Here is a 17,780-nt window from a genome sequence, read left to right on the forward strand (position 1 = left end):
GCCGGACGCGGCGCGACACGGGGTGCCGTCGGAAGAGGGAACTCAGCCGTGTCGCGCGGCGGTACATCCGCACGAGGCGACGAGGAGCAGGTCGATGGCCCGGCGGCGCCAGAAAGAGCCCCCGATGACGGGGAAGGCGGCGGACACGGACCTGATCACACCGCCGATGGTGCCACAGCCGCCTGCCGAGACGCGCTTCGTCCCACTTCCTGGACCAGCCGCTTTCTCCCGACCGGCGGCCCGGTGCACACGCGCGCGCGTGTGCGGACACAATGGGCGCGTGAGCGAGCCGATCCAGCCCAGCGAACTTGACGACCTCGTGGTGAGGATGACCGGTGTCGGGGTCCGCCGAACAGGCAACGACCTCCTCGCCGACCTCGACTGGACCGTGGAACTGGACGAACGCTGGGTGGTGCTCGGCCCGAACGGCGCGGGCAAGACCACCCTGCTCCGGCTGGCCGCGGCCGAACTCCACCCGACCTCGGGAACGGTCGACCTGCTCGGCGACCGCATCGGCAAGGTCAACATCTTCGAGCTGCGCCCGCGGATCGGGTTCACCTCGGCCGCGATCGCGCAGCGCGTGCCGGGCGAGGAACGCGTCGTCGACGTCGTGGTGAGCGCCGGTTACGCCGTCGTCGGCCGCTGGCGTGAGGAATACGACAGCCTCGACACCGACCGCGCCCTGGAGCTACTCGGCGCCCTCGGCATCGCGCACCTGGCCGACCGCACCTTCGGGACACTGTCGGAAGGCGAGCGTAAGCGGACGCTGATCGCCCGGTCGCTGATGACCGACCCGGAGATGCTGCTGCTCGACGAGCCCGCCGCCGGACTCGACCTCGGCGGCCGCGAGGATCTCGTCGCGCGCCTTTCGGAGCTGGCCCTCGACCCCGAGGCCCCGGCCATGGTGCTCGTCACCCATCACGTGGAAGAAATCCCGCCGGGATTCACCCACGCGCTGCTGCTGCGCGACGGCCGCGCGGTCGCCTCCGGTCTTGTGGACGACGTCGTGACCAGCGACAACCTGTCCAAGACGTTCGATCAGGACCTGCTGCTCGAACGGTCCGGTGATCGCTTCTTCGCCCGTCGCCGCTGACGGGTCGTACTGACCGGTAGCCTGCAATCTGTCTTGGACGGTTAAGGAGGACGGCGTGGGAGAGTTCGTAAGTCTCGAGGTCGAAGGCGGGGTCGGGACGATCCGGCTGGACCGCCCGCCGGTCAACGCGCTGAACAACCAGGTGCAGGCCGAGCTGGCCGAAGCGGCCCGTGAGGCCTCCGAGCGCGACGACGTGCGCGCCGTGATCCTTTACGGCGGTGAGAAGACCTTCGCGGGCGGCGCGGACATCAAGGAGATGGCCGAGCGCACCTATCCGGAGATCGCGAAGTTCGGCGCGGCGCTGACGGCGTCGCTGGCCACCATCGCGAACATCCCGAAGCCGGTCGTCGCGGCCATCACCGGCTACGCGCTGGGCGGCGGGCTCGAACTCGCGCTGACCGCCGACCGCCGGATCGCCGGCGACAACGTCAAGGTCGGCCAGCCGGAGATCCAGCTCGGCGTCATCCCCGGCGCCGGTGGCACGCAGCGCCTGGCGCGGCTCATCGGCCCGAGCAAGACCAAGGACCTCGTGTTCACCGGCCGTTTCGTGAAGGCCGAGGAGGCCCTCGCGCTGGGCATTCTCGACGAGGTCGTCGCGCCGGACGACGTCTACGCCGCCGCGCACAAGTGGGCCTCGCAGTTCGCGAACGGTCCCGCCGTGGCGCTCCGCGCCGCGAAGGCCGCGATCGACGGCGGTCTCGACACCGACCTCGCGAGCGGTCTCAAGCTCGAATCCCACCTCTTCGCCGCGCTCTGGGCGACCGAGGACCAGCGCAACGGTATGAAGTCGTTCATCGAAAACGGCCCTGGCAAGGCCACCTTCGAGGGGAAGTAAGCGCGATGACGCAGGTGAACGATCCGGCGCCGAACCCGCACGCCACCGCCGAAGAGGTCAAGGCCGCCTTCGACGACCCCAAGCTCGCCAACGTCCTCTACCACGACTGGGAAGCCGGGACCTACGACGAGAAGTGGTCCATCTCCTACGACGAGCGCTGCATCTCCTACGCGACGGACGTGTTCAACGCCGTCGCCGGTGAGGACGGCCAGCCGTACCCGACCGCGATGGAATTGGGCAGCGGCACCGGTTTCTTCCTGCTGAACCTGATGCAGGGCGGGGTGATCAAGAAGGGTTCGGTCACCGACCTCTCGCCGGGCATGGTCCAGGTCGCGCTGCGCAACGCCGAGAACCTCGGCCTCGACGTCGACGGCCGGGTCGCCGACGCGGAGCGGATCCCGTACGAGGACAACAGTTTCGACCTCGTCGTCGGACACGCCGTGCTGCACCACATCCCGGACGTCCGCGCGGCGTTCGCCGAAGTGCTGCGGGTGCTGAAGCCGGGTGGGCGGTTCGTCTTCGCGGGCGAGCCGACGAAGGTCGGCGACTTCTACGCGCGCAAGCTCGGCCAGTTCACGTGGTACCTCACCACCAACCTGACCAAGCTCCCGGTGCTGAACGGCTGGCGCCGCCCGCAGGAGGAACTCGACGAGTCCTCCCGTGCGGCCGCGCTGGAGGCCGTGGTCGACATCCACACCTTCGACCCGTCCGATCTCGAGTCGATGGCGCGCGGCGCGGGCGCGCAGGACGTCCGCGCGGTCACCGAGGAGTTCGCCGCCGCGCTGGCGGGCTGGCCGATCCGGACCTTCGAAGCCGCCGTGCCGCAGGAGAAACTGACGCTGCGCTGGCGCCTGTTCGCGTACCGGCTCTGGCTGCGACTGTCCGCTTTGGACAAGAAGCTGCTCGCCAAGCTGCTGCCGCGCGAACTGTTCTACAACGTGATGATCACCGGTACCAAGCGATCGTAGGTTGCCGTACCAGTTCACCCTCGACGACGTCGCCTTCCTGCGCTCCGGCGCGGGAAGCGCGGCGCTCGCCGAATGCTCGTCCCTGCCGCTGACCGACAAGACCCGCATCGCCGACGTCGCCGCCGTGCGCCGGATCGCCCCGGACCACGCGGCCGCGGTACTGGAAACGGTGGTGCTGCGGCGGAAGTCGTCGGCCAAACTGGACTCCGCGGACTCGTGGCTTTTCACCGGTGACGCCCTCCAGCAGGCCAGCGCCACACTGGTCGCCCGGCACCGGGCTTCGCGGCTGGCCGGTCGCGACGTCCACGACGTGACCTGTTCCGTCGGCGCGGACCTGATCGAGATCGCCCGCGTCGCCTCCCGGACACTGGGCTCGGATCTGGACGAGGTCCGGCTGGCGATGGCGCGGCACAACGCACTCGAAGCCGGGGTTTCGGTGGGATTGCTCAGGGCGGACGCGCTGCGGCCGGTCAGCCGGGATTCGGTCGTCGTCGCCGATCCCGCCCGCCGCGACTCCGCCGGGCGCCGGGCGTGGAAGCCCGCCGATTTCCTGCCGCCGTTGGACGGCCTGGTCGAGTCGTACGCCGGCCGCGAGCTTTCGGTGAAATGCGCGCCGGGTCTCGATTTCTCCATCGCGCCGTGGGCGGACGAGGTCGAACTGGTCTCTTTGGACGGTCAAGTCCGTGAGGCGTGCCTGTGGCGCGGTGTGGGCTCGACGGTGTCGCGCCGCGCGACGGTGTTGCGTTCGGACGGTACACAGTGGACGGTCACCGACGCGGATCCCGACGAAATTCCCCTGCGTGAGCCGGGTGAATGGATCGTCGACCCGGACGGCGCCGTCGTCCGGGCCGGACTCGTGCGGCATTACGCGGCGCGGCACGGCCTGTGGCAACTCGACGAACGCATCGCGTATCTGACCGGCGACGTCCCGCCGCCGGGAATCCGGGCGTTCCGGGTATTCGAGCACGGACCGTACAGCGAGAAGAATCTTCGTGTATTGCTGAAAAAACACGATATCGGTCGTTTGGAAATCCTCGTCCGCGGTCTCGACATAGACCCGGATGCCTTGCGGCGCAAGCTGAAACCGCGCGGTGGCGAAGAAGCTACTTTGGTACTGACCAGAATCGGTCGTTCTGGAGTAGCGTTCCTTTGCCGCGCACAGCTGACGTGAGGAGCATTTCCATGAGCCGGTTCACCGGTCTGCTGAAACTGGCCGCCGCCGCGGCCGCCGGGGCCGTTCTCGCCGGCGGCGCCACCGCCGTCGCGAACACCGGCGACGCCGCCTGGCGACGCGGCCACGAACCCGCCAACATCGGCCAGGTCAAGCTCGACGTGAAGGCCTACTACGGCGATGTCGTCGGCAGCGACGGCAAGCACCGGTACTCCGACGGCAGCCGGTTCGTCTCCGACACCGAACGTCAGGTCGAGGACGCCAAGCGCTACCTCACCCGAAGGCTGGACCGCGGCGTGAAGAACCCCGCCGTCGTGTTCGACGTCGACGACACCGCCGAGGTCACCTACGGCTGGGAAGCGGACAACGATTTCGGCTTCGACCCGAAGAAACAACAGGAAGCGATCGACAAAGGCACGTTCGTCGCGAACAAGCCGGTGCTGGAGCTGGCGAACTGGGCCGCGCAGCGCGGCGTGAAGATCTACTTCCTGACCGGGCGCAACGAGTTCCAGGGTCCGCAGTCGCTCAAGAACCTCGCGAACGAGGGCTACCCGGCGCCGTCGGGGGCGTTCTTCAAACCGAAGACCACCGCGCCGGACTACCTGCCGTGCGGGCTGACCTGCACCACCGTCCAGTACAAAGCGGGCACGCGGAAGCACATCGCCTCGACCGGCGCGACCATCCTGGCCAACTTCGGCGACCAGTTCAGCGACCTCGAAGGCGGGTACGCCGAGTTCCCGGTCAAGCTGCCGAATCCGATGTACTACCTGCCCTGACGGGAATATCCGCGCGTTCGGCGTCGCTGTGCCCGGTATGTCTGACAAAAAGGTGTTGAAGCCCAGCGCGGACCACCCGATCACGGTGGCGCCGAACGAGGCGCGAGTGGTCGTCACGATCGGCGGGAAGGTCGTGGCGGACAGCGCGAACGCGCTCACGCTGCGGGAGGCGAACTATCCGCCCGCGCAGTACATCCCACGTGCCGACGTCGACTTCGGCGTGCTGGAGCGGACGGAACACTCGACGTACTGCCCGTTCAAGGGTGACGCGGCGTACTACAGCGTCCGCACCGGCGACGGCGTCGCCGAGAACGCCGTCTGGACCTACGAGGCGCCGCACGACGCGGTCGCCGAGATCAAGGACCACGTGGCGTTCTACCCGTCGAAGGTGGACGCGATCGAAGAGCGCTGAGCCGCCTCACGGCAGCTGGTTGATCCGGTCCCCGTCGGCCGCGAGCGAGGTGTCGGATTCGATCCGCCAGACCTCCAGCCCCGGTGCCTTGACCAGGGCGTCGACGAGGGCCTCCTCGCCCGCGACGAGGGTCGAATCGAAGTCGACCTCGGTGGCCACGCACCAGGCGCGGTCGTCCGGCCAGAACAGGTTGGGCGACTGCGCCTCGAACCAGTTCGGCCGGGGTCGCCAGCCGAGTTCCGTCGCGGAGGTCAGCTGTCCGTGGAAGAGCAGGTAATCCCGGCCGGGGTGTCGCACGCGCGGCGCTTCGAGGTGCTCGCGGGACAACGTCGCCTCGTCGGCCCAGCCGTAGCCGTCCCAAAGGCAGAACCAGGCTTCCGAAGTGGACGTGTGGTCGCCGAGAACGGCCAACAGAGCGGTGAGGCTGTGTGAAGGCAGCGTGCCGCGTCCCGGTGGGGAGCCGCGCCAGCGCGAGCCGGTGAGATTCACCGGATCCGGGGATCCGACCAGCGCGTGCCACTGCATGGCGCCGTGGGCGCGCCGTCCCGTCTCCGCCGCGGCCTCGCTCCAGCTCGACCAGCCGCCGCGGTCACGCTCGGCGGGGTGGCAGACGCGGGCGTAGGCGGCGTAACCACGGGGGACCGCGCGGCCGGCCGCGCCGAACGCTCCGCCGAGCCTGGAGAGCATCCAGTCGGCGGGGGACGGGTCGAGTACCGGTCGCAGCACGGCGGCAAGTCTCCAGCAAGATCATGTGCGGCGCATCTTGTCGGTGGGCGGGGGCATACTGCCGACGTGGGTGTTCCGCTGCGTCGCCGTTCTGGCCGTTCGGTGTACCGCGAAAGCACGCCTGCCTATGCCGTGGCCGGCGTGGTCGAGAGCGTCTGGACGGGCGTGGTGGGCGATAGCCGTCCGCTGAGGGTGTTCCCGGACGGCTGCGTGGACCTGGTCTGGGACGGGCGAAGGCTTGACGCGGTCACCACCGTGCGCGGAGTGCTGCGGCACGAGCTGCCTTCGGTGGACTGGACCGTCGGGCTCCGCCTGCGGTGCGGTGTCGGTGGCGCGGTGCTGGGCCTGCCGATGACGGAGCTGGCGGCGGGTGCCACCCCGTTGCGCGACCTGTGGTCCGCGAGGGCGCGCCGCGCGGAATCCAGCCTGGCCGAGTGCGGGACACCTGGTGAGGCGCGGTCGGTGCTGGAAGCGCTGGTCACCGACAGGCTGCGGGACATCGAGCCGGACGGGTTGTCCGTCGCGGCCGCCCGCGCGTTGCGTGCGCCCGGCGCTCGCGCCGACAAGGTGGCCGCGGAGCTGGGAGTGAGCGAGCGCGGCCTCCGGCGGCATGTGCGGCACGACGTCGGGGTCGGCCCGAAGGAGCTGCAGCGGGTGCTGCGGTTCCATCGGTTCCTCACGCGGCTCGAGGCCGTCGTACAGGACGGCTCGTCGCTTGCCGATGTCGCCGCCGAAGTGGGTTACGCGGATCAGTCCCATCTAGGGCGGGAGTGCCGTCGGCTGTCCGGCGTTTCGCCCGGCGCGCTCGTACGATCCTGGACTGGCCGAAACGTTCCAGACCGAGACGGCCCGCCGAGGCGAAGATCGTGACGTGCTCGAACCTTTCCGCGTCACCATCGACATCCGCACGGACGACCTCGACCTCAACGGGCACGTCCGCGGCCCCGCCTATCTCGCGTACGCCGATCACGCGCGCTGGGAATGCGTGTGGGCGGCAGGCGTGGACCCGTTGGCGCTCAAGGCCGGGAACCTCGGCCCGGTCAACCTCGAAACGACGATCCGGTTCCGCCGCGAGCTCCGTGCCCGCGCGCGGATCGACGTCCTGACCCGGTTCACCTGGGAGCCGGGCAAGGTGTCACGGGTCGTCCAGGAATTCGTGTCGCCGGACGGCGCCGTGGTGGCGGAGGTGGAAAGCCTCTCCGGCCTGCTGGATCTCGAACGGCGGCGGCTGGTCCCGGATCCTGGACTGCACTGGCGGAAATACGCGGTGCGGCCGGAAATCCTCGGTCTGCCGTGATCAGGTGGCCACCCGCTTTTCGTAGAGGCTGGTCGGCCATTTCGCCGAAGGTGGGTCGGCCACGTGCTCGAAGCCCGCGCGCTCGTAGAGCCCGCGCAAGGCCGGGTTGTCCTTTGTGGTCGCCACGCGGACGAACGCTTTGCCCCGTGCCGCGGCCTTTTCGCCGACCCAGTCGATGATCCGGATCCCGAGCCCGGCTCCGGCCGCCTCCCGCGCGACCGCGAGGCGGCCCGCGTAGTAGGCCGGTTCCGTGGTCTCGCCCCAGAGCTCAGGCTCCGCCTCGGTCACCACGCAGGTCGCGATCGGCTTGCCGAGCCCGATGACCAGCAACGCTTCGCCCGCCTCGATCTGGTCACGCACCGATTCCCGAGGGAAGCGCGGTGGCCATTGACGGATTCCGCGCCCCGCCAGCCAGGCGGCGGCCTCGGCCAGAAGGTCGAGTACGACGTCCTCCTCGCCCGGGCGGGCCGGGCGGATGGTGGTGCCCGGCGTGAGTGGCTCGGGGCCGGTGACGATCGGCATGCCTCGATGATGCCCCGGCGATGGTTGGAGTGGGATGTCCCCAATGTGGCATTGGGGACGGTGAGTGTCCCCAATGCCGCATTGGGAGCACTTCACAGTCAGCCCCTGTGCTAACGTCGTCCCCGAGCCCCGTATGGGCCTATGCATGGAGGTAGCGGCTACTCAGCCACCAGAGATCGGCACACACCGTCTCTCGCATTCAGTCATCCCCGCGTCGTGGGATGACGCCTCCATGCGGTGCGCTCGAAACCCGGGCGTGTCAAGGCTCGTGTGCTCTTCTTCCGGTGCTGGTTCCGCGCCTCCTGTCGACACATCGACGGGAAAGGAACGCATTGACCGGCTTCAACGACCAGGTGATCGAGGAATTCAGGCGTAACAAGGGAAAGCTCGGCGGCATGTTCGAGGGGTGGAAGCTGATCCTGCTCACCACCACGGGCGCCAAGAGTGGTAAGCGGCGGACGAATCCGTTGGGGTATCTCGAAATCGACGGCAAGACCGTCGTCGTCGCTTCCGACATGGGAGCTCCGGCCCATCCTGCGTGGTATCACAACATCCGTCGCGACCATCGGGTCACGATCGAGACGGGTGTCGAGACCTACGAAGCGATCGCGGCCGTTCCGCCCTCGGCGGAACGTGACGCGTTGTTCGCGCGGGTTGTCGCCGAGGAGCCGGGTTTTGCCGAGTATCAGGCGAAAACGTCGCGTGAGCTGCCGGTCGTGATCTTGTATCGGATCGACGACCGGGTGCGGGGGATGGGGGACTTCCTGGTGGAGGTCCACGACTGGCTGCGGGAGGAACTCAAGACGCTGCGTGCCGGGGTGGACGACCTCGTGGCGGGCCGCGCGGATTCGCTCACCATGGGGGAATCCCTGCGGGCACACTGTGTTTCGTTCTGCGAGGCGCTGACCAAACATCATACCGGCGAGGACATGGGGGCGTTTCCCATGCTGGCCCAACGGTTTCCCGCGCTCGCGCCGACGCTGACGAAGCTCGGGGAAGACCACGTCGTCGTCGCGACGTTGCAGAAGCGGATTCGCAAGCTCGTGGAGGGCTACGTCCACGGGGAGAGTGACCCCGTTCGCCTGCGCGACGACTTCGACGAGCTCGCGGGGAAGCTCGAAGCGCATTTCGCTCACGAAGAGCGAACGGTCGTGACGGCACTCAACGTGACGGCGCCCGGCTGATCGGTGCGGACGCCCTGGGGTTTCGGCCCCGGGGCGTGTATCGTAGTAAGTGGCAGCGCCTTCACAGCGCGACGCCGATCCGGCACGAGGCGGGTGGAATTCGCCCCCGGCCTCGCCGAAGACCGCGAACCAGCGGTCCCTCCGAAAGGTTTCACCGTCAAAACTCACAGCACCGACAGTGCGCTGTTCAGCCACCCGCTCGACACCGAGGTCGAGCGACAGGATCCCGCGACCCCTCAAGGGGAGCGATACATGGATCTTTTTCGCGAACCTTCTTATCCCACACCGGAACCTTCGGCCGACGCCGTTCGTTGACGGAGTAGACCAACGTTTTGGGTGTCGTGTTGTCCAAGCACGTTCGCGCAGAATTCGTCGCGGGCGTCGCCTTCTTCGCGTCGCGCCGTGACACCGGCTGAAACAGCCGGTCCAGTCCTGGCAATCGACAAGAAGTGACGATATGACTTCAGTTCTAAACCACCCGGACAGCGTAGAGAGGCAGGCGCCACAGCCCCTGTTGTCCGGGGAGCAGACCAACACCGAAAACTTTCTCGTCAAGCTGTTCGCGGTGGTGCCGCTGCTGGCACTGGCCGCTTCCGTCCCGTTCGCGTGGGGCTGGGGGCTCGGCTGGGTGGACCTCGGCCTGGCCGCCGGGTTCTACTTCCTCACCGGCCTCGGCGTGACCATCGGTTTCCACCGCTACTTCACCCACGGCGCCTTCAAGGCCAACCGCGGCCTGCGGATCGCCCTCGCGGTCGCCGGCAGCATGGCCATGCAGGGCCCGGTCATCGGCTGGGTCGCCGACCACAGGCGCCACCACGCCTTCGCCGACCGCGAGGGCGACCCGCACTCCCCGTGGCGGTTCGGCACCACCCCGGCCGCGCTGGCCCGCGGCTTCTGGCACGCCCACATGGGCTGGCTGTTCGACCGCGAGAAGACCAACGCGCAGCGGTTCGCCCCGGACCTGCTCGCCGACCGTGACATCGCCCGGATCGATCGCCTGTTCCCGCTGCTCACCGTCGTGACGCTGCTCGCGCCCGCCGTCCTCGGCGGCGTGATCACGATGTCGTGGTGGGGCGCGGTCACCGCGTTCTTCTGGGCGAGCCTGGTCCGCGTGGCGCTGCTGCACCACGTCACCTGGTCGGTGAACTCGCTGTGTCACATGATCGGCGACCGCCCGTTCGCCGCCCGCGACAAATCCGCGAACTTCTGGCCGCTCGCCATCGCGTCCATGGGCGAGTCATGGCACAACTCCCACCACGCCGACCCCACCGGCGCCCGGCACGGTGTCCGCCGAGGTCAGCTCGACATCTCGGCGCGGCTGATCTGGCTGTTCGAGAAGGCGGGCTGGGCGACGGACGTCCGCTGGCCGAAGGCCGATCGGCTCGGCCGCAAACTCAACCCCGGCCACTCCCTGTCGCTGCGCCGGACCGCGAAGCGGGCCTGAGCCCGTCAGCGGATAGCGCTCGCGATGGCGTCGATCAGTTCCGGCCCGTCGGACAACGCCGGGTCGTTGTGATCGGCGCCGGGGACTTCGACCGTCCTCGCTCCGGCGGCCCGTGCCACGTCACGGCTCTGCTGTGCCGGGACGATCGAGTCCGCGGCGCCGAAGACGACGGTCACCGGCGCCTTCACACGCGCGACGTTGTCCCTGGTCGGGAAGTCGTCCCGCAGCAGCCAACGGACCGGCAGGAACGGATAGTGCAGCTGCCCGACCGACGCAAGGTCGACGAACGGCGAGCGCAGCACGAGCGCGGACGGCGGACGTTCGACGGCCAGTTCGGTGACGACCGCGGAGCCCAGGCTCTCGCCGAAGTAGACCAGCGGCGCGCCGGCCTCGCGGACCAGGAAATCCTGTGCGGCGCGGACGTCCAGCTTGAGCCCGTCCTCGGACGGCTCGCCGGGATTGCCCCCGTAGCCGCGATACTCCAGTAGCAGCACCGAGAGCCCGCGTGCGGTCAGCGCGCGGGCCATCGGCGCGCGGTACGCCCGGTTCCCGGCGTTGCCCGGTGCGACCAGCACGGCCGCCTTCGCGCCGGCGACCGGGAAGTACCAGCTCGCGAGGCTCAGTCCGTCCGAGGTGGTGAGCGTGACGTCTCTGCCGCCGGGCAGGACGACGGCGGCGCCGGGCGGCGGACCTGCCTCGGGGAGGTAGATCAGCTTGCGCTGGAAGGCGAACACACCACCGAAGACCACACCGACGAGGGTGACGGCCACCGCCAGCGCGAGCAACGCCTTTCCTCGTGCGGTACTCAGGGCTTCGTCGGGGGTAGGTCGAATTTCGCGAACAGGTCCGCGTCGATGAACGAGGTGATCTCGCGGATCCGATCGCCGCGGAGGGACAGCACGTTGATCGACCAGCCATGGTGGACGGCGTCGGCCGCTTCGCCGAGGTAGCAGGCGACGGCGGGCTGCCCGTTGGCGGTGACGACCTCGGTGCGCCAGCTCGGGCACCGGCCGATCGGGACCTCGACGGCGAAGCGGGACACGGCCTCGATGCCGCGGTACCAGTGTGCGAACGGCGGCATGGACCACGTGACGTCTTCGGTCAGCAACGCCACGAGCGCGTCGGCGTCGCCGCGGTCCAGCGCGGAGGCGAAGCCCGCGGCGATCTCGCGGACCCGGGGATCATCGAGCTTCCGCAGCGTCTGCTGCCGGTCGGACGGCGGGACCTTCTCGGCGACGATCGCCCGGGCGCGTTGCAGCGCACTGGTCACCGCCGCCACCGAAGTGTCCATTGTGGACGCGATTTCGGCGGCGGAGAAGCCGAGGACGTCGAAGAGCAGCAGGGCGGCCCGCTGGTTGCCCGGCAGATGCTGCAGCGCGGCGACGAACGCCAGCTCGACGGCCTCGCGCTGCTCGTACCGGACGTCCGGCCTGCTCCCGCCGGGGTACGGGCCGAGCCACGCCACTTCGGTCACCGGGGCCTCTTCGAGCACCACTCGCTCGCTCGACGGGCCGAGGTCCATCGGCAGGGCCCGCTTCCCGCGCGCGGCCGCGACGTCGAGGCAGGTGCGGGTGGCGACGGTGTAGAGCCAGGTCCGCATCGAGCTGCGCCCCTCGAAGCGTGCCAACCCCCGCCAAGCCCGGAGAAGCGCGTCCTGCAACGCGTCGTCGGCGTCGTGGGTCGAGCCGAGCATGCGGTAGCAGTGGGCGTGCAGTTCGCGGCGCAGTGGCTCCACCACGCGGTTGAACTCCGCCTCGTCGGTGCGCAGGACATCTTCACTCACAGTCGACGATTGTGCCCTTTACTTGGCGCGAAGCGCTGTCACGGCAGGGGTGAACATCGTCGTCTTGATCGCGGACAGCGTGCCGCGGTCCTTCCCGGCCAGCGGGCGGACGAGGTCCGTCGCGTACTCCAGCAGCGCGGGCTTCTCGGCGACGGCGTCCACGAGGCCCAGGTCGCGCGCGTCCGTGCCGCCGAACCGCCGTCCCGTGGTCATCGACGCGATCGCGGCGGCGGGGGTGAGCTTGCCCTGGATCAACGCCGCCATCCCCGGTGTGAACGGGATGTTGATATCCGCTTCGGGGAAGCAGAAGTACCCGCGGTCGGCGCGCATCACCCGGAAGTCGTGCGCCATCGCGAGCATGGCACCGGCGCCGAAGGCGTGCCCGTTGATCGCGGCGACCGTGTGCACGCCGAGGGTGAGCACACGGGCCAGCAGTTCGTGGACGTCTGCGACGTACTGCGCCGCCTGCGTGGGGTTGCTGGTGAGCCATTCGAGGTCGAGGCCGTTCGAGTAGAACTTGCCCGACCCCACGGTGACCAGCACCGCCGGATCCGGATAGGCGACGACGGTGTCCAGCTGGGAATGGACGGTTTCCAGCCAGGACGGCGAGAAACGGTTCTCGTCGTCGCCGAGGTCCAGCAGGAACACCGGGGCGTCTTGACGCAGAGTGGGCATGTCAGTCCTTCCGTGGGGGTGGGAGCAGGAGTATGGCGCGGACCGAGGTGGCGAGCCGGGCCCGGGAGTCTTCGGAGATCGGCTCGCCCGCGGCGAACGCGCGGCGGAACAGGGCCGTCGGCAGATCGACCACGCAGGCTGTCAGCACTTCGACGGCCTGTGCGTCGCGCCGGTCCCAGAGCCGGACGGCCAGTCCGACCAGGAACGCGATCAGGCGTTTGTCGAGGGCCAGGAAGTCGGCGGCGAGGTTTTCGGGGACCTGCGGGCCGAGGACCTGTTCCTTCTTGACGGTGATGAGCAGGCGGGCCGCCTCCGGCCGGCGGTCGGCGAACGCGGCCGGTGTGCCCGCCGCGGCCACGACCGCCGCGACCGGGTCTTCCGCCTCGTCCGCGAGAGCGGTCTGGAGGTCGAGGAACTCGCCCGCCGCGCGGAGCCAGACGTGGGCCAGCAAGGCGCCGAGCGAGCCGAAAGCGTGGTAGATCGTCCCGTTGGACACCCCCGCGGCGGCCGCGAGGGACCGGACGGTGACGCCTTGGGCGCCCGTCTCGACGACGAGGCGTTCGGCCGCGTCGAGCAGCCTTTCCAAGTCGTGCACGCGGGGGCGGGGCATGGGCCGACGGTAACAGAGCACGTGCTCTAAAACAATAAGAGAGCGGCTGCTCCAATATGTCGGAGGTGGGCTGTGACGTGGTTCACGAATGTCTTCACGGCGAAGTCGTCACATCGGCCCGGCGGCGCGGGTCAACCCGTCGAATCACCGAGAAGCCGAGGAGAAACCGAAATGACCACCGCCTATGTCATCGTCACCGTCGTCGGAGCGTTCATGGCCGCCTTCTCGGCGGCCTCGATCTTCTTCCGCGCCAAGTGGGTCGTTCAGCCGCTGGCCGACTACAGCGTCCCCCGCGGCTGGTGGACGCCGCTCGGCGTCGCCAAGGCCGCGGGCGCGCTCGGCCTGATCGCCGGCCTGTGGGTGCCCGCGCTCGGCGTCGCGGCCGGGATCGGACTGGTGCTCTACTTCACCGGTGCCGTGATCACCGTGCTCCGCGCGCACTGGCCGTCGCACGTCGTGTTCCCGCTGATGTACCTGGCGCCCGTCGCCGCCTCGTTGGTGCTGGGATTCGCCGCCTGAAGTCAGGAATCCGGGGTCCACACCGCGAGTTCGGCGCCGCCGGGCTCGCGGAAGTGGAACCGGCGCCCGCCGGGGAACGAGAACGGCTCGACCGTGACGACTCCGCCCGCGGCCTCGACGGAACCCCTTGCCCGCTCGAGGTCTTCGGTGCGGATCGTCACCAGTGGCGCGACCGTCTGCTGCGCGGTGTCCTGCTGGAAACCGAACGAGACCACACCACCGCTCTGGACGTCGGAATACGTCGGGCCGTACGACGTCGCCGTCCACCCGAAGGCCTTTTCGAAGAACCGGCTCGAGTCCGCGGCCGAGCCGGACGGAAACTCGACGAAGTCGATTTCGTACATGGACCGGAACCTACTCCGGGCCACCGACAGGAATCGCTCAGACGCTGCGCAGCACGGAAACCACGACGCCCAGCACGGTCGCGCGGTCTCCGTCGATGACGTCGTAGGCGGGGTTGCGCGGTTCGAGGTACACGTGGCCGTCGCGGCGGCGGTACACCTTGACCGTGGCCTCCTCGTCGATCATCGCGGCGACGATCTGGCCGGAGTGCGCTTCCTGCTGCTGCTTCACCACGACGATGTCGCCGTCGCAGATCGCCGCGTCGATCATCGAGTCACCGCGCACCCGCAGGCCGAAGACGTTGCCCCGGCCGGTGAGTTCACGCGGAAGGGTCATCACGTCGTCGACGTGTTCGACGGCCGAGATCGGCGTTCCCGCGGCGATGTCACCGACGACGGGGACCGGCACCGAGTCCTCTGTGGATTCCCGCGATGTGGTGCCGTGCAGGAACGCGCGGACGTCTATAGGCCGGGAGATCGAGCTGCTGCGGCGAAGGAAACCCTTTTCCTCCAAGGCCGCCAGATGCTTCGATACCGAGGACGTCGAACGCAGCCCGACCGCGTCACCGATCTCGCGCGTGCTCGGCGAGTACCCGTGCTCCACCACCCATTCGCGGATGGTCAGCAGGATCTTCTGCTGGCGCTCCGGCAGGGAAGCGGCTTCCTCGAACAGCTCAAGATCGTGGTAGGCGGTCATCAACGGAATGGTAGTTCGTGCAGGCCGCCGCGATCGCCGCGGTGTCCCAGTAGAACGGCCGCACCTCGGTGATGCGCCCGTCCTCGACGGTGATCGTCTGCAGGATCGGGAAATCCAGCTCACGTCCGGTGGTCCTCGCGCGGACGTGCACCTGGGTCAGGACGACCAGTGGGCTGCTCTCGCTCAGGAAGCTCTGCTCCACCATGTCGAAGACCGCCCAGGTGTCGCCCATGGCGGCGAAGAACCGTTCCAGGCCTTCGTGACCGCGCCAGATTCCGCCGTAGGGCAGGCCGTCCGCCTGGTGCAGCACCACGTCGGGTGAGAAGAACGGGGCGAGCGGCGCGAAGGTCGCCTTGCCGGGGCCGCCCGCCGCGAAGTAGCCGGCTTCCGCCGCGTACATGCCTTTGAGTACGGACAGGGCGTCCGTTGTCGATGTCACGACGACCACTGTGGTGCGCCGCGTGTCCGGGCGCTGGCGGTTATCCGTCGTCGAGATCGGCCGGATGGCGGCCCGGCCGGACCGAAAGTCCGATCCCGTGCGCGGTTCCGCGAGGTTGACTCGATCGTATGAACATGAAGATCACCGCGGCGGTTCTCGCCGCCGCGACGGCCACGGTCGCCCTCACTGGTTGCGGTCTCAAGGAAAGCTTGACCGAAAAGGCGAACGGGCACGTCAAAACGGTCGGCTACGCGACCGGCGCGGAAGGCAAGCGCGACACGGACGCCCGGCTGCCGGAGTGGGTGCCGGACGGGGCGGCGGCGGTCACCGAGGTCATCCGGACGACCGGTTCGGAGCGGCTCCTGCGGTTCACCGGCGGGACACTGCCCGCCGTTTGCGTACCGGGGCCGGCGGCGACGCAGGCGGCCACCCTCGCCGCGAACTGGTGGCCGCGGGGACAGGAAAGCAAGACGGACAAGGTGTGCGGTGACTGGCATGTGCTCGTCCAAGGCGTCGACGTGTTCGCGTTCAAACCGGAAACCCTGGTGAGCACGAGGTCCTGAGTCACTCGGAGAGCGCGTCGGCGCAGGCGGCGAGATCGCGCAACAGCCGCTCCTGTTCGGCCGTCGAAAACGGTTCGAGCATCCGATCCTGGACAGCGCGCACGACACCGCTGGCGGCGCGGAGCTGGGCCTCCCCGGCGGTAGTCAGGGTGCTGGGCAGGGCGCGGCCCTGCGGCGCCGTCGCCGGACGGGTGACCAGGCCGCGGTCCTGCAGGCCGCGCAGCACCAGGTTCATCGACTGCCGGGTGACGAACACGGCCCTGGCGAGTTCCGCGTTCGACAGCCCCGGTCGCTGTGAGAGGACTTCGAGGCAGGAGTACTGCGGCACGGTGAGGTCGAGCGGGCGCAAAGCGGTGTCCATCGCCATCCGGAGCGCCGTTGCCGCTCGTTTCAGCATGTACCCCACCGCCAGGTCCAGCGGTCCGACCGTCTCGCCTCGACTCATGTCAGCATCATGACACGACCTCTTCGGCTGACAGTGCCTGCCAGGCCGGTGCCAGCGTCGTGTGCGCCGCCTGCCAGGTGCCCCCGGCACTCTCTGGAATGTCATTCCAGAAACGAACCGAGGGGTCACCATGGACACACCTGTCACGATCATCGGCGCCGGACTCGGCGGGCTCACCCTGGCCAGGGTGCTGCACGTCCACGGCATCCCGTCCGCTGTGTACGAAGCCGAGGCCTCGCCGTCGGCGCGGACGCAGGGCGGGATGCTCGACATCCACGACTACAACGGCCGGCTCGCCATCGAGGCGGCCGGGCTGCTGGACGAGTTCCGCGGCATCGTCCTGGAGGGCCGCCAGGCGATGCGGGTCCTCGACTCGGACGGGTCGGTCCTGCTCGAACGGGCCGACGACGGCACGGGCGGCCGTCCCGAGGCGCAGCGCGGGGACCTGCGCCGGATGCTGCTCGGCTCGCTCCCCGACGGCACCGTCCACTGGGGACAGAAGGTCGTCGCCGCCCGTACCCTCGACGACGGCCGCCACGAGGTGACGTTCGAGGGTGGTGCCACCGTCGTCACCGGTCTCCTGGTCGGCGCGGACGGCGCCTGGTCACGGGTCCGGCCACTGCTCACCGGCGTCGGCCCGGACTACACCGGCACGTCGATCGTCGAGACCTACCTGTACGACGCGCTCACCCGGCACCCCGCCGCGGCGAAGACGGTCGGCGGCGGATCGATGTTCGGGATCGGGGCCACGCCGGGGATGAGCATCCACGGCCACCGTGAAAGCGGCGACACCCTGCACGGCTACGTGGAGCTCACGAAGCCGCTCGAGTGGTTCGACGACATCGACTTCGGCGACGCCGAAGCGGCCAAGGCGCGGATCGCGGCGGAGTTCCGCGACTGGTCGCCGGAACTCACCGCGCTGATCACCGAAAGCGACGTCGCGCCGATCCATCGTCCTGCCTACGCCTTGCCGTCCGGGCTGCGGTGGGCCCGCGTTCCGGGCGTGACCCTGCTCGGCGACGCCGCGCACCTCGCGTTGGCGAACGGCGAGGGCGCCAACCTGGCGATGCTCGACGGCGCCGAACTCGGCAAGGCCCTCGCCGCGCGTCCGGACGACGTCGAGGCCGCACTCGCCGAGTACGAACAGGCCATGTTCGTGCGCAGTGAAACACCCATGGAGGAGGACTTCCTGCTCGAAAGCGTCTTCGGTGAGGACATCCCCGAGCGGCTGCTCGACCTGTTCGGGATCGAGCAGCGGAAGGCCTGAGCCAGGCCGGCTC

General features: G+C 69.1%; 23 protein-coding genes. 13 read left to right on the plus strand and 10 right to left on the minus strand.

The genetic code is table 11. The annotated features are described in order from the left end of the window. The first annotated feature begins 280 nt into the window (after nt 1-280). Genes DL990_RS14540 through DL990_RS14565 form a run of 6 tightly spaced genes read left to right on the plus strand, consistent with a single transcriptional unit; the run spans nt 281 to nt 5,255 of the window. On the plus strand, nt 281-1,093 hold the full coding sequence (locus DL990_RS14540) for an ABC transporter ATP-binding protein (RefSeq protein ID WP_125786841.1): 813 nt from the start codon (nt 281-283) through the stop codon (nt 1,091-1,093). 55 nt (nt 1,094-1,148) lie between these two features. Beyond that, entirely contained in the window at nt 1,149-1,928 is a 780-nt protein-coding gene (locus DL990_RS14545) for an enoyl-CoA hydratase/isomerase family protein (protein ID WP_005167845.1), read from the plus strand. Nucleotides 1,929-1,933: 5 nt separating this feature from the next. After that, complete coding sequence (locus DL990_RS14550; protein WP_125786840.1) at nt 1,934-2,896, plus strand: class I SAM-dependent methyltransferase; 963 nt, start codon at nt 1,934-1,936, stop codon at nt 2,894-2,896. 1 nt (nt 2,897) lies between these two features. Then, on the plus strand, nt 2,898-4,067 hold the full coding sequence (locus DL990_RS14555) for a class I SAM-dependent methyltransferase (RefSeq protein ID WP_125799005.1): 1,170 nt from the start codon (nt 2,898-2,900) through the stop codon (nt 4,065-4,067). Between the two features lie 11 nt (nt 4,068-4,078). Beyond that, nucleotides 4,079-4,843: an HAD family acid phosphatase gene (locus DL990_RS14560; RefSeq protein ID WP_125799006.1), complete on the plus strand. Its 765-nt coding sequence runs from the start codon at nt 4,079-4,081 to the stop codon at nt 4,841-4,843. A 37-nt stretch (nt 4,844-4,880) separates the two neighbouring features. Beyond that, entirely contained in the window at nt 4,881-5,255 is a 375-nt protein-coding gene (locus tag DL990_RS14565) for a DUF427 domain-containing protein (protein WP_125786837.1), read from the plus strand. A 6-nt stretch (nt 5,256-5,261) separates the two neighbouring features. Here the strand turns inward: DL990_RS14565 and DL990_RS14570 are convergent, their stop codons facing one another. After that, nucleotides 5,262-5,981 carry a hypothetical protein gene (locus DL990_RS14570; RefSeq protein ID WP_125799007.1) on the minus strand — a complete coding sequence of 240 codons (720 nt, stop codon included), beginning with the start codon at nt 5,979-5,981 and terminating at the stop codon, nt 5,262-5,264. A gap of 66 nt (nt 5,982-6,047) precedes the next feature. On the opposite strand from DL990_RS14570, the gene DL990_RS14575 reads away from it, so the two are divergent. Both DL990_RS14575 and DL990_RS14580 read left to right on the plus strand, forming a co-directional pair. Continuing rightward, nucleotides 6,048-6,851, plus strand: a complete 804-nt coding sequence (locus DL990_RS14575) for an AraC family transcriptional regulator (protein ID WP_125799008.1) — start codon at nt 6,048-6,050, stop codon at nt 6,849-6,851. A 1-nt stretch (nt 6,852) separates the two neighbouring features. Further along, nucleotides 6,853-7,278 (plus strand): thioesterase family protein, encoded by a 426-nt coding sequence (locus tag DL990_RS14580; RefSeq protein ID WP_125799009.1) that lies wholly within the window; start codon nt 6,853-6,855, stop codon nt 7,276-7,278. On the opposite strand, the gene DL990_RS14585 is transcribed toward DL990_RS14580, so the two are convergent. Further along, nucleotides 7,279-7,800: an N-acetyltransferase gene (locus DL990_RS14585; RefSeq protein ID WP_125799010.1), complete on the minus strand. Its 522-nt coding sequence runs from the start codon at nt 7,798-7,800 to the stop codon at nt 7,279-7,281. It lies immediately after the preceding gene. 332 nt (nt 7,801-8,132) lie between these two features. Between DL990_RS14585 and DL990_RS14590 the strand changes: the two genes are divergently transcribed. Further along, nucleotides 8,133-8,984, plus strand: coding sequence for a nitroreductase/quinone reductase family protein (locus DL990_RS14590; protein WP_125799011.1), 852 nt, complete (start codon nt 8,133-8,135; stop codon nt 8,982-8,984). Between the two features lie 457 nt (nt 8,985-9,441). Continuing rightward, the gene (locus DL990_RS14595) at nt 9,442-10,428 is read left to right on the plus strand and encodes an acyl-CoA desaturase (RefSeq protein ID WP_199746391.1); all 987 of its coding nucleotides are present in this window, start codon (nt 9,442-9,444) and stop codon (nt 10,426-10,428) included. A 5-nt stretch (nt 10,429-10,433) separates the two neighbouring features. Here the strand turns inward: DL990_RS14595 and DL990_RS14600 are convergent, their stop codons facing one another. From DL990_RS14600 to DL990_RS14615, 4 genes are read right to left on the minus strand one after another with little or no spacing between them, the layout of a single operon-like run. Next, the gene (locus tag DL990_RS14600; RefSeq protein ID WP_233620475.1) at nt 10,434-11,213 is read right to left on the minus strand and encodes an alpha/beta hydrolase; all 780 of its coding nucleotides are present in this window, start codon (nt 11,211-11,213) and stop codon (nt 10,434-10,436) included. A 20-nt stretch (nt 11,214-11,233) separates the two neighbouring features. Beyond that, entirely contained in the window at nt 11,234-12,211 is a 978-nt protein-coding gene (locus DL990_RS14605; protein WP_370451320.1) for a sigma-70 family RNA polymerase sigma factor, read from the minus strand. Between the two features lie 18 nt (nt 12,212-12,229). Beyond that, nucleotides 12,230-12,886, minus strand: coding sequence for an enoyl-CoA hydratase-related protein (locus DL990_RS14610; RefSeq protein ID WP_125786831.1), 657 nt, complete (start codon nt 12,884-12,886; stop codon nt 12,230-12,232). A gap of 1 nt (nt 12,887) precedes the next feature. Next, nucleotides 12,888-13,496, minus strand: coding sequence for a TetR/AcrR family transcriptional regulator (locus DL990_RS14615; protein WP_125799012.1), 609 nt, complete (start codon nt 13,494-13,496; stop codon nt 12,888-12,890). A gap of 171 nt (nt 13,497-13,667) precedes the next feature. On the opposite strand from DL990_RS14615, the gene DL990_RS14620 reads away from it, so the two are divergent. Continuing rightward, nucleotides 13,668-14,015 carry a DoxX family protein gene (locus DL990_RS14620; RefSeq protein ID WP_125786829.1) on the plus strand — a complete coding sequence of 116 codons (348 nt, stop codon included), beginning with the start codon at nt 13,668-13,670 and terminating at the stop codon, nt 14,013-14,015. Nucleotides 14,016-14,017: 2 nt separating this feature from the next. On the opposite strand, the gene DL990_RS14625 is transcribed toward DL990_RS14620, so the two are convergent. The 3 genes from DL990_RS14625 to DL990_RS14635 are packed head-to-tail and all read right to left on the minus strand — an operon-like array spanning nt 14,018 to nt 15,492. Continuing rightward, complete coding sequence (locus DL990_RS14625) at nt 14,018-14,359, minus strand: VOC family protein (RefSeq protein ID WP_125786828.1); 342 nt, start codon at nt 14,357-14,359, stop codon at nt 14,018-14,020. A gap of 37 nt (nt 14,360-14,396) precedes the next feature. Next, nucleotides 14,397-15,053, minus strand: a complete 657-nt coding sequence (lexA, locus tag DL990_RS14630) for a transcriptional repressor LexA (RefSeq protein ID WP_125799013.1) — start codon at nt 15,051-15,053, stop codon at nt 14,397-14,399. Further along, complete coding sequence (locus tag DL990_RS14635) at nt 15,031-15,492, minus strand: nuclear transport factor 2 family protein (protein WP_233620476.1); 462 nt, start codon at nt 15,490-15,492, stop codon at nt 15,031-15,033. The genes lexA and DL990_RS14635 overlap by 23 nt, the downstream gene beginning before the upstream one ends. Before the next feature lie 134 nt (nt 15,493-15,626). On the opposite strand from DL990_RS14635, the gene DL990_RS14640 reads away from it, so the two are divergent. Continuing rightward, on the plus strand, nt 15,627-16,055 hold the full coding sequence (locus DL990_RS14640; RefSeq protein ID WP_233620477.1) for a hypothetical protein: 429 nt from the start codon (nt 15,627-15,629) through the stop codon (nt 16,053-16,055). A 1-nt stretch (nt 16,056) separates the two neighbouring features. Here DL990_RS14640 and DL990_RS14645 read toward each other — a convergent pair whose 3' ends face one another. Then, nucleotides 16,057-16,500: a MarR family winged helix-turn-helix transcriptional regulator gene (locus DL990_RS14645; protein ID WP_125786825.1), complete on the minus strand. Its 444-nt coding sequence runs from the start codon at nt 16,498-16,500 to the stop codon at nt 16,057-16,059. Between the two features lie 130 nt (nt 16,501-16,630). Between DL990_RS14645 and DL990_RS14650 the strand changes: the two genes are divergently transcribed. Continuing rightward, nucleotides 16,631-17,767: an NAD(P)/FAD-dependent oxidoreductase gene (locus DL990_RS14650; RefSeq protein WP_125799015.1), complete on the plus strand. Its 1,137-nt coding sequence runs from the start codon at nt 16,631-16,633 to the stop codon at nt 17,765-17,767. The last annotated feature ends 13 nt before the right edge of the window (nt 17,768-17,780 follow it).

The sequence above is a fragment of the Amycolatopsis sp. WAC 01416 genome, from assembly GCF_003947485.1.
Lineage (GTDB): Bacteria > Actinomycetota > Actinomycetes > Mycobacteriales > Pseudonocardiaceae > Amycolatopsis.